The 10,953-nt window shown below is 62.3% G+C and carries 7 protein-coding genes and 1 pseudogene; 5 read left to right on the forward strand and 3 right to left on the reverse strand.

What is annotated here, in order from left to right; all coding sequences use genetic code 11:
• Positions 1–203 precede the first annotated feature (203 nt).
• A pseudogene (locus AAFX91_RS33530) lies at positions 204–395 on the reverse strand (BMC domain-containing protein); the annotation flags it as partial.
• 330 nt (positions 396–725) lie between these two features.
• Here AAFX91_RS33530 and AAFX91_RS33535 point away from each other — a divergent pair.
• The gene (locus AAFX91_RS33535; RefSeq protein WP_394569418.1) at positions 726–5,555 is read left to right on the forward strand and encodes an NAD-glutamate dehydrogenase; all 4,830 of its coding nucleotides are present in this window, start codon (positions 726–728) and stop codon (positions 5,553–5,555) included.
• A 48-nt stretch (positions 5,556–5,603) separates the two neighbouring features.
• On the opposite strand, the gene AAFX91_RS33540 is transcribed toward AAFX91_RS33535, so the two are convergent.
• A complete protein-coding gene (locus tag AAFX91_RS33540) occupies positions 5,604–7,244 on the reverse strand; it encodes a Na+/H+ antiporter (protein WP_394569419.1) in 1,641 nt (546 codons plus the stop codon).
• Between the two features lie 176 nt (positions 7,245–7,420).
• On the opposite strand from AAFX91_RS33540, the gene AAFX91_RS33545 reads away from it, so the two are divergent.
• The 3 genes from AAFX91_RS33545 to AAFX91_RS33555 all read left to right on the forward strand — a co-directional run bounded on the left by AAFX91_RS33545 (position 7,421) and on the right by AAFX91_RS33555 (position 8,946).
• Positions 7,421–7,978, forward strand: coding sequence for a protein-L-isoaspartate O-methyltransferase (locus AAFX91_RS33545; protein WP_394569420.1), 558 nt, complete (start codon positions 7,421–7,423; stop codon positions 7,976–7,978).
• A gap of 8 nt (positions 7,979–7,986) precedes the next feature.
• Positions 7,987–8,250 carry a hypothetical protein gene (locus AAFX91_RS33550; RefSeq protein ID WP_394569421.1) on the forward strand — a complete coding sequence of 88 codons (264 nt, stop codon included), beginning with the start codon at positions 7,987–7,989 and terminating at the stop codon, positions 8,248–8,250.
• A gap of 120 nt (positions 8,251–8,370) precedes the next feature.
• Positions 8,371–8,946, forward strand: coding sequence for a hypothetical protein (locus tag AAFX91_RS33555; RefSeq protein ID WP_394569422.1), 576 nt, complete (start codon positions 8,371–8,373; stop codon positions 8,944–8,946).
• A 285-nt stretch (positions 8,947–9,231) separates the two neighbouring features.
• Here AAFX91_RS33555 and AAFX91_RS33560 read toward each other — a convergent pair whose 3' ends face one another.
• On the reverse strand, positions 9,232–9,846 hold the full coding sequence (locus tag AAFX91_RS33560) for a hypothetical protein (protein ID WP_394569423.1): 615 nt from the start codon (positions 9,844–9,846) through the stop codon (positions 9,232–9,234).
• Positions 9,847–10,187: 341 nt separating this feature from the next.
• Between AAFX91_RS33560 and AAFX91_RS33565 the strand changes: the two genes are divergently transcribed.
• Positions 10,188–10,880, forward strand: a complete 693-nt coding sequence (locus AAFX91_RS33565) for a hypothetical protein (protein ID WP_394569424.1) — start codon at positions 10,188–10,190, stop codon at positions 10,878–10,880.
• The last annotated feature ends 73 nt before the right edge of the window (positions 10,881–10,953 follow it).

Below are 10,953 nucleotides of genomic sequence, written 5' to 3' on the forward strand. Positions count from 1 at the left end.
CCACGCTCGTCAGTCGTGACACCCGCGTCCACCGCATCTCACCGCAACGTTCGTGACGATCGCGAGCCGCCCCTCATTCGCGTGAGACGCGCGGAGTTAAATCACTGATTTGCCCGACGGCGAAAGCGGATTATTTTTTACGGGAGGGGTGGACAGACTTTTCGCTGATTTGCCCGTCGGGCAGTTTTTGCATAGCTCGCGTCTCAACACACGCCGTCATTCCGGGACGATGCGCCGCCTCGGGGCGCAGCTCCCGCGATTGTCAATTTCCGGACAAGGTCCGGGCTCTCGCTGGCCCCGCCTGCATCGACCGCGGCTTTCACAGCGCCAACGTCGCCTTGCACGATAATAGATATCGGTCCACCTCTGGGTTGTTGCCGAGCGACGAGCTTGACGTTAGCCGCCTTTGGCCACGGCGGGCCCCTCCCAGCAAAACTGCGAACTCATGCGTCCGTGCTTGAGATTCCTTTGTTTTCCAGACTACCGGCGAAAGTCGACAGCATCCGACTTCGGTTTCACGCTGCACCGCAAACCCTTTCGGCGCGCTGACGACAACTCCCCCCTGGTCGCGCGGAGATGATATAATGTTCGATATCAGGAGCCGCCGAAGCTCCGGGACCAAGGATTTCGCTTACGCAATCAACTGCGATCAAGACGACGGCGCTCGAAGAGATGCACTCCGAAATCAGGCAGGCGATCGTGACTGCGGTCAGCCTGCGCGGGAAATGGAGGACGTTATGGCGTGGCGTGACGACAAGGCCCGAGCAACCCTGATCCACGAGGCCGGTGGGAGCGTGCAGCCGGGCAAGACGCCCCGGGCCTTTGCCGAGCTTCTGTTTGGCCACAGTAACATCGAGGACCTCGCCAATTACGACGCCGTGTCGCTGGCCTTTTTGGCAGAACAAGCCTGGGAACATGTGCAGCGGCGGACCGCTGATAGTGCCGACATCCGCGTGATCAATCCGATGATGCCGGACGGGCGCGAGATTTCCGTGCTCGAGGTTCTCAATGACAACATGCCCTTCCTGTTCGATTCCACCATGGCGGAGCTCGCCGAGCAGGGCATCGAGGTCACGCTGGTCGCCCACCCGATCATTGCCGTGGAGCGCAACGAGCAGGGCAAGCTGCTGCATTTCTGCGGCGAGGCGCTCCCCGAGGGGATAACGGGCGAGCGCGAAAGCCTGATTCACTTCCACATCGCACGCCTGGACGCCGAGGCCGACCGCCAGAAGCTGATCGACGGCCTCTCCAAGACGCTGAGCGACGTGCGCGCCTGCGTCACCGACTGGCGAGCCATGCGCGCCCGCGTGGAGCAGGCGATCAAGACCTTCAGCTCCAATCCGCCGCCGATGCCGATCGACGAGGTCGCCGAAGCCACCCAGTTCCTGCAATGGCTGTGCGCCGACAATTTCACTTTTCTCGGCCTCCGAGAATACCGCTTCGCACCGGACGGCGATGCGCCGGACGACATCACCACCGGCGAAGGCCTCGGCATCCTGCGCGATCCCGATGTGAAGGTGCTGCGCCGCGGCGCCGAAATGGTGGTGATGACGTCGGAGATCCGCGCGTTCATGCGAGAGCCTACCCTGCTCATCGTCATCAAGGCCAATGTGAGCAGCCGCGTCCATCGCCGCGTCCGGATGGACTATGTGGGCATCAAGCTCTTTACGCCCGACGGCCGGCTTGAGGGCGAATTGCGCCTCGTCGGCCTGTTCACCTCCGCCGCCTATACCCGCTCGGTGCGGCAGATCCCCTATGTCCGCCACAAGGCGGCGCAGGTGCTCGAGCGCGCCGGCTTCGAGCCGGACAGCCATTCGGGCAAGGCGCTCCTGCATATCCTTGAAGAATATCCGCGCGACGAGCTCGTCCAGGTCGACGTCGAGACTCTCTACAATTTCGTCATGGAGATCCTGATGCTTTATGAGCGCCCCCGCGTGCGGGCGCTGGCGCGGGCCGACAAATTCGACCGTTTCGTCTCCATCCTCGCCTTCATTCCGCGTGATAAATATGACACCGATGTGCGTACACGCGTCGCAGGCTTCCTGGCGCAGGTCTATAAGGGGCAACTGGCGGCCTCCTACGCAGCTTTCCCAGAGGGGTCCCTTGCCCGCGTCCACTACATCATTGGGCGCTACGAAGGCGACACGCCTGTCATCGAGCGCGCCACGCTTGAAGCCGGAATCAGCGCCATCGCCGCAACATGGGCTGACAAGCTGAAAGCCGCGCTTGCGACCACCGCTGACGGCATGCGGGCCCGCCTGATCGCCAACCGTTATGCACGAGCCTTTACCGGCGGCTATACCGAGGTCTTCGACACCTCACAAGCGATTGCCGATATCGCCATCATCGAAAAGCTCACTGCCGCTCGTTCCGTGGCGCTTTCGGTTCACCGCATCGACGGCGACGATCCGACGCGTTTCGGCCTCAAGGTCTTTTCGCGCGGCGCGCCTTTGTCGCTGTCCTATCGGGTGCCGGTGATCGAAAATCACGGCCTGCGCGTCGTCAACGAGCGCACCTATGAGATCAGGCCGAGCGCCACGCCCGCACCCGCGCCGGTTTGGCTGCACGACATGACGATCGAGGCCAATGACGGCAAGCCGATCGTCATCACCGCGGAATTCGCCCGTCGCCTGGAAGCCTCGATCATGGCGGTGGTGGGCGATCGCGCCGAATCCGACGGATACAACACGCTGATCCTGCGCACGGTCCTGAGCTGGCGCGAAGTTTCGGCCATCCGCGCCCTCTCCCGCTACCTGCATCAGATCCGCGCGCCGTTCAGCCAGGACTACATGTCGGAGACTCTGCGCAAGAACACCGCGATCACCACCAGCATCGTCGCTCTGTTCCAGGCTCGCTTCGACCCGCGCCTCACCGCCACCGACGCCGAGCGCTCGGCGCGCGAGACGGCCCTCCTCGCCGAGATCGAAGAGCAGCTCAAATCCGTCGCCTCATTGGATGAAGACCGCATTCTGCGCCGTTTCACCAATCTGGTGCAGGCCGCCATCCGCACCAATCTATGGCAGCTCGGTCCAGACGGGCATCCGCGGCCGGTGATCTCCGTCAAATTCGACGCGCGCAAGATTGAGGAGCTGCCTGCACCTCAGCCGCTCTACGAGATCTTCGTCTATTCGCCGCGCGTCGAAGGCATTCATCTGCGCTTTGGCAAGGTCGCGCGCGGCGGGCTGCGCTGGTCCGACCGGCCGCAGGATTTCCGCACCGAGATCCTCGGCCTGGTCAAGGCACAGCAGGTCAAGAACGCCGTCATCGTGCCGGTCGGCGCCAAGGGCGGCTTCGTGCCCAAACGTCTGCCGCCGCCTTCCAATCGCGAGGCCTGGATGGCGGAAGGCACCGAAGCTTACCGCATCTTCGTGCGCTCGCTGCTTGAACTCACGGACAATCTCGACGGCGACACGATCGTGCCGCCCGAAGACACCGTGCGGCACGATGGCGACGACCCCTATCTCGTTGTCGCAGCCGACAAGGGCACCGCGACCTTTTCCGACATCGCCAACGGGATCTCGACCGAGAAGGGACATTGGCTTGGCGATGCTTTCGCCTCCGGCGGCAGCCAGGGCTATGATCACAAGAAAATGGGCATCACCGCACGCGGCGCGTGGGAAGCGGTCAAGCGCCATTTCCGCGAACTCGGCACTGATATCCAGACCATGCCCTTCACCGCTGTCGGCGTGGGCGACATGTCCGGGGACGTCTTCGGCAATGGCATGCTGCTCTCGCCGGCGACCAGGCTCGTTGCGGCTTTCGATCACCGCGATATTTTCATCGACCCCTCACCCGATCTCGCCGCCAGCCACGCCGAGCGCCAACGCCTGTTCGACCTGCCGCGGTCGAGTTGGCAGGACTACGACAAGTCAAAGATCTCGCCGGGCGGCGGGGTATTCTCGCGTTCGCTCAAGGCAATCCCGCTGGCGCCGGAAGTGCGGACCCTGCTTGATCTCGACAAGCCGCAGCCTACCCCCTTCGAGGTGATGACGGCGATCCTCAAGGCACGCGTCGACCTCCTCTGGTTTGGCGGCATCGGCACCTATATCCGCGCGTCGGGGGAAAGCGACGATCAGGTCGGCGATCGCGCCAACGATCCGATCCGTGTCGCGGGCGCTGATATCCGCGCGCGGGTGATCGGCGAAGGGGCCAATCTCGGCGTCACGCAGCGCGGCCGCATCGAAGCCGCACAGAAAGGCGTCAAGCTCAACACCGACGCCATCGACAATTCGGCCGGGGTCAACACCTCTGACGTCGAGGTCAATATCAAGATTGCACTGGCGCGCCCCGAACGCGAAGGGCGTCTCAGTTCGACCGACCGCAATATGCTGCTTGCCGCGATGACCGGCGAGGTCGGAGCCCTGGTGCTGCGCAACAATTATCTGCAGACGCTGGCGCTTTCGCTGGCCGAACGCAAGGGCCTGGCCGAGACCGGCTTCCTCACTCGGCTGATGCAATCGCTCGAGCAGCGCGGGCTCCTCAGCCGCGCCGTGGAATTCCTGCCGGACGATGCCGCGATCGCCGAACGCGCGCGGCGCGGCCAATCCTTGTCTCGGCCGGAACTTGCCGTGCTGCTCGCTTACGCCAAGCTGACACTTTACGACGATCTGCTCGTCACCAGCGTGCCTGATGATCCATATCTCGCCCGCGAACTATCCGAGTACTTCCCGCGCGAGGTGCAGGACAAATTCCCCACTGCGGTGGAACACCATCGCCTTCGCCGGGAGATTATCGCAACCAATCTCGCCAATGCGTTTGTCAATCGCGGCGGCCCGGCTTGTGTCGTGCGCCTGATCGACGAGACGGATGCCGATGTATCGACCATTGCCATGGCCTTCGTGGCGGTTGACGAGTGCTACGGCCTGAAGCGGCTCAATGACGCGATCGACGGACTGGACACCCGCATCGACGGGCAAGTGCAACTGGGCCTCTACGAGGCGATACAAGATCTGCTGCTCTCACGCATGCTCTGGTACGTGCGCAATGTTGATTTCAAGGCAGGCCTTTACTCGGTCATCGCCCGCTTCGGCCCGAGCATCCGCGAAATCGCCGCCGGACTCGACAAGACCCTGCCGGAGGACGTGCAGGCCGGGCGCAGCAAGCGGCGACAGGACCTGATCGATGCCGGCGTCCCGGCCGACCTCGCAGGTGATCTCGCTGATCTTGACGCCCTGGTCTCGGCACCGGATATCGTAACCGTCGCGGAGCGCACCAGGCGGACCATCGGCGACGCCGCCACGACCTTCTTCGCCGCCGAGGCCAATTTCCGCCTCGATCGCCTCATCGCCGCCGCACGCAGCGTGTCGGCAAACGATAATTACGAACGTCTCGCCATTGATCGCGCCGTCGACCAGATCGCCGCCGCCGAAAGAAGACTGGCTGCGGACATGCTTGCAACCGGCCAATGCGGCCAGCAAGCCGCGGGCGACTGGCTCGCCGCTCATCCTGAAGCAACGCGCATCCGCCGCTCGGTCGAGGAGATCGCAGCCAGCGGCCTGACGCTCGCCAAGCTGACGGTCGCGGCAAACATGCTGGGCGATATGGTGAAGAGCTGAGCGGGCTCGGAAGATCGCCTCGAGGCTGCCGGCTCGCACCGGCATTCGTCAGGCCGTCGGGAAGCGAGATTCCAGGAGATCGACCTCCCTGACCAACTTGCGGGCGATCTCGTCCGAGAGCTGTCGGCTACGCGCGATGCGATACAGTTCGGCCCGTTCGGCGCGAAGTCCGACGAGACGGAGGCGGCGTTCGATGTCGTCGATTTTCTGCGCAAGTTCGGCTTCCTGACCGACCTTGGAACGTCCGTCGATACGCTGGCGATACAGCGCCATGATGCGAACGCCGGCATCGGTGTAGAGATCGGCGTCAACTTGCCCTTCGCCCATGTCATGCTGGGCCTGCTCGATCGCGCGGATCGCGGCTTCCGCCGCACCAATGCGCGCTCGATCTTCTTCGGCCTGATGCGATGGCTCGGGTGGAAGCTCCAGATCCTTGAGCAAGAACGGCAGCGTTATGGTGGCGGCAACCAAAGATACGATGATGACGCCGCCGGCGAGAAAGATCGCGAGATCGCGTGCCGGAAATGGCGAACCATCGTTCATTGTCAACGGCAGTGTCAGTACGCCTGCAAGGGTAATGGCACCGCGCACACCGGCAATCGAGGTCGCCGCGATCAGGCGCCAGCTTGGAACATACGGCTTCTCGCCCTTCAGATGCGCGCGAAACAGCGTAAATCGTAGTGACGTCCAGACCCAGACGAACCGCAATGCTGCCAGAGCGAGATTGATCGCAACCACATAGACGAGGAGCCAGACTGGCGCATGATGCCCCGTCTCCTGGACCACTCTCGCCGCACCATCGAAGAGCTGCGGGAGCTGTTCGCCAAGCAGGACGAAGATCACGCCGTTCGCGGTGAACTGCACCAGGTCCCAGACGGCACCGCGACGAATGCGGGTCGCAGGTAATGCCTGGCCGCTCTGCTCGGCGTAGCTCATGGTGATCCCGGCGGCGACGGCCGCAAGAATGCCGGAACAATGCACGTATTCGGCCAGGAGATAGGCGCCGAACGGAATCAGTAAACTGATCAGTATCTGCGAGCCCGTCTCTTCGCCAAAATGGCGCGAGACCCAGTTCTTCGCGACGGTCACGGCCCATGTCACAACGACGCCGATGGCGATGCCACCGGTAGCAAGCCAAAGGAACGTTCCGAACGCGGCGAACGCCGAAAACGACCCGGTCAGAGCGGCAGCAACGGCGAACCGCATGCAGACCAGGCCCGATGCGTCGTTGAGCAATGATTCCCCCTCGAGGATGTGCATCAGCCGGCGAGGAATTGGTATGCGCGCGGCAATCGCAGAGACGGCGATCGGATCGGTGGGAGAGATGACCGCGGCGAGCGCGAAAGCGATCGCGAGAGGCATCGCCGGAATGATCCAATTGACGAAATATCCGACACCGACGACCGTGAATACGACGAGGCCGAACGCCAATTCCAGGATCGTCCCCTTGTCGCGAAACAGTCCTTCCTTGGGGATGCGCCAGCCGTCCAGAAACAGCAGTGGCGGCAGGAACAGCAGAAAGAAAATGTCCGGCTTCAATTGGACGCCGAGGTCGGCCACCGCAGCAATGAGCACGCCGATGACGATCTGAACGAGCGGCATGGGAAGCGATATCGGCGACATGCGGGCAACCCCGCCGCTGACGACCACAGCCAGCAGCAGAATCAATGCAACGGTAATGGTCTCCACGCTCTCTCTCGCTTGCGTAAAGTCTGGGGATTTGCTTTGCGGGCATCATAGCGACGCCACCCGAGTCATTCCACCATCCATCCCGCGCCCCACCTCCCCGCGGGGTCTGTACTCGCGTTCCAATTACAGGTATGGCATGCACTGTCTCGGTCCTCAGGTTCTGGATGAACTTCCTGATGAACGATCGATCGGCGAAATATCGCGAGTTCTTCGCCAAATACGTTGCCGGAAACGCAAACCCAGGAATCGCGAACGCATTTGCGCTCGTCCCACGCGAACGGTTCGCGGGGCCGGGTCCGTGGTCGATCCGTTGCGGCGACGGTTACATCCGCACCCCGGACGACGATCCCGCATTCATTTACCAGGACGTCTTGATCGGGCTCGATCCCGATCGTGGCATCAATATCGGAATGCCCAGCGCCCATGCCGCCTGGCTGGACAAAATGGATTTGAGAGAAGGCGATCGGGTCATCCAGGTGGGGGCTGGAACCGGATACTACACGGCAGTCATTGCCGAGATCGTTGGAGCTTCCGGCACCGTCACCGCCTTCGAGATCGATGAGGATCTGGCCGCGCGTGCGCGACAAAATCTGAAGGACTACAGCCAGGTCTTGGTCACACTGGGTCCGGAATCGGCCGCGAATTGCCTAAGGCCAACGCCATCTACGTCTGCGCGGCGGCAACAGCTCCGAGCTGGGCGTGGATCGATGCCCTGCTTCCCGGCGGTAGGCTGATGTTTCCGTTGGCACCGGAATTCGGACTGGGCGGTATGCTGCGCGTGACGCGGCCCCAGGCTGGTGACCGGTGGCCCGCAACCTTCGTGTCGCGCGCGCGGTTCATCGGCTGTACGGGATTGCACGGCGATCCAGAGGACCGTGAGCGTCTCATCAACGCCTTCACCGAAGGTTGGGATCGCGTGCGATCGTTACGGTTTGATGATCGAACCGACCGGACGTGCTGGTTTGCCGGCGACGGCTGGTGGCTCTCCACCGCCGAGCCGGCATGACGGTCTCTCTTCAGGGCGCGCGGCTGCTTCCCTCATCCAAGGGCCTTTGCTTGGCACCGATAGTCCGAAGCCCGAAGGTTGACGAGCTGCCCAGCCTTATGGCTTGGCGCCGATCTTGATATGGATCGCATCGGTGCTTTCCTGATTATCCGGGACCTGTTTCACGATTGCGGTCAATCCCTCGTTCCGCATGGCGTGCAGAAGGACAGCGGCTGGCTTGCCAGCCGCTCCCCAATCCGAGTGTCGCGATTCGGCGATCTGCACTTCAACCCCTTTGAACACGACGATGCCGGCCGCGGGCTTTCCTGGCGGGATATATCCAGAGCCTTGTGCAACCGCCTGTCTCTTCCAGCCAGCGGCATCAAGCGCCTTTCCGACATCTTCCATCAAGGCAACAGCTTCGGGATCAAGCTCGACCGAGAAATCGAACGGAGTGCCACGAAATTCCTTGAGGGCACCGGCAATCCGCTGTTGGGATGCGGGGCCGAACCTCCTCGGGCTATCGGCCCAATATTCCAGAGCGACGCCGACCAGGACGAGAGCGGCAAACGTGATCGCCAGTCCTCGCTCCCAGGCGCCTTTCGAAATCCCGAGAACCAGAAGAGCGACCTCGCCGCTCAACCCTACCAGAAGCAGGATCTCCCCGATCTCCTTCAGCCAACTGAAGAGGACCAGGGAAAAGGCGGCGGTATTTAACATCAAGCTCTCCAAGTCGCAGGCTGGCAGGCGGCTTGGGGGACCGCATCACTCGTAACTGCGGGTTCGACATGCGAAGGTCTGGACCTAAGCAACGGGAGATTAATAAGTCGCTAGCGGTCAGGGTGCGCGTCGTGCGGTGGTTCGTCGCGCGGATCACGCGGTCCTAAGATGCGCGCCGGGACAGCTCCGCTGGTGCAGCGCGCCGCTCAAAATAGAACTGCGAACTCGTATGTGATTAAGATTTTCAATGGTGCTGGACAGAGCGCGGCAATCAATGCGCGATCACCGTGCATTCGGCAAGGCCCGAGGCTCGACCAGCAGGCCCTGTCGTTCGTAGCGGCGGCGAGTTCTGCTGAAGCGCACGACGACGGCATATCGGGTACTGTTCGCCTTCGCTCGCCGCGTGAGCAGGGCATCGCCCGCCGGCAGAAACTCGAGATCATCGAGGCCAACGCAGTGCAGGCACGCCGGGCCGGGCGCCTCCATCATAAGGAGATCGCCGGTGCCGCCGCACCGATGGCATGTCCACTCCCTGTTCAATGGCTGGATGACCACCAGTTCCGGGCCGCGGCTTGCCTTTTCCGCGAGGCGCTCACGCTTCGTTTCCGAGAGTTCCGGCGATAGCCAATTTGTCCGATATGACGCCTCGATCTCAGGGTTTCCACTTCGACTGAAGCGCAGCGCTTGGCGTTGCGGCGTACGAGCAACATAGGCTGTCGGGCTTGCGATCAGTCCTTTCGCTGTCACCCAAGACTGGAATAGCTGCATGGCTTCCGAGATGCGCGGTGGATTGACCTGGACAACTTCCTCCAGGCAATCGACCTGCCCGCGCTGCCAGCGCTCGACCGCTCCGGGGTCGAGCCACCCGATCCCGACGAGGACGTCGATGGCGCTCACAAAGTGCCGGGCGACAAGTGCCTCTTCGGCTGCCTTGGCGACGCGATCGCCCAGTGGAACCCGATTCTTCCGGCTCATCGTAGCTCAGCATCCCCTTCTAATCGACGCCGGGTCCTCGCCTGCGGTAACGGGTCCCGCCTCGGCCTTCGCGCTGAACAACGCCCGCGCGTTGCCCGGTCTCGACGGGCAGGATCGGACATACGGATGAGTTGAGCAAGAGCTCAACCCATCCGAGGCACTGAACAGATTTCTCTGTTTGCGGCCGACAGACTGCCGTTTCGCGAATCAACGTCCGGCGTTAACGATTGTGAAAAGCTGGCGGTCCAACTCGGGAGAGTTTCATGGCCTTTCCTCTCGTCCAACAGCAGCCGATCTTGGCTTCCGGGAGGGATATGCCTTTGACACGTGCGGACATCCTTGCCCGCTATCTTCGCCTTCGGGAAATCTCCAAGAGCCTTCATGAGGAAGTTCTTAGGTCCATATCCGACGACGCATTACTGAAACAAGCGCGTCGGCTCGGATTGGCACGAGGAAAGACGTTGCTTCTCGATGACATGGACGAGATCTACTACGTCTACGACCTCGCCATCTACACCGCGCCGCCGGATCGTTCGCGGGCGATCGACCGCTATGCGAAGTCGGCCAAGTTTGAGGCGCAGTCCGACGAACGACTGATGCTGGATGCGATGCGCAGGTCGCAGTTTGCAATACTCCAGATCGAACAACGTCACGACGTGGTGGGTCTGATCGCCACCGACATTCTCCACAACTCCAAAGTGTGGCTGCTCGATGTCGGGCTTGAGAGCTCGATGGACGATGAAGAATTGATCGCTACCAGGCTGCTCACCCCTGGGCCGTTCTCGATGACCGCCGGCGTCAACGTTCCGTTCGAGATCGAAATGCTCGAGCCGATTTGCATGCTGCTGCCGCAGCGCACGGGCAACAGCAGGCTCAGCCAGATAGCGGACCACAGGCACTTCGCCGAAGCCGTCTATAAGGTGGGGCTCGCGGATGGCGTCATGGATCGAATGTAACCGGCATGAGGCCCCCACCTAGCCATCCTTCGGCTTGCGCGCGATACAGCCTGGCATGAGCGGATCGGTGGAG

The sequence above is a fragment of the Bradyrhizobium sp. 31Argb genome, from assembly GCF_043638955.1.
In the GTDB taxonomy this organism is placed as follows: Bacteria; Pseudomonadota; Alphaproteobacteria; order Rhizobiales; family Xanthobacteraceae; genus Bradyrhizobium.

Coding starts and splice junctions, on each gene's coding strand:
- AAFX91_RS33535 (WP_394569418.1), top strand. CDS start 726: ATGGAGGACGTTATGGCGTGGCGTGACGACAAGGCCCGAGCAACCCTG.
- AAFX91_RS33545 (WP_394569420.1), top strand. CDS start 7,421: ATGAACGATCGATCGGCGAAATATCGCGAGTTCTTCGCCAAATACGTT.
- AAFX91_RS33555 (WP_394569422.1), top strand. CDS start 8,371: ATGGATCGCATCGGTGCTTTCCTGATTATCCGGGACCTGTTTCACGAT.
- AAFX91_RS33565 (WP_394569424.1), top strand. CDS start 10,188: ATGGCCTTTCCTCTCGTCCAACAGCAGCCGATCTTGGCTTCCGGGAGG.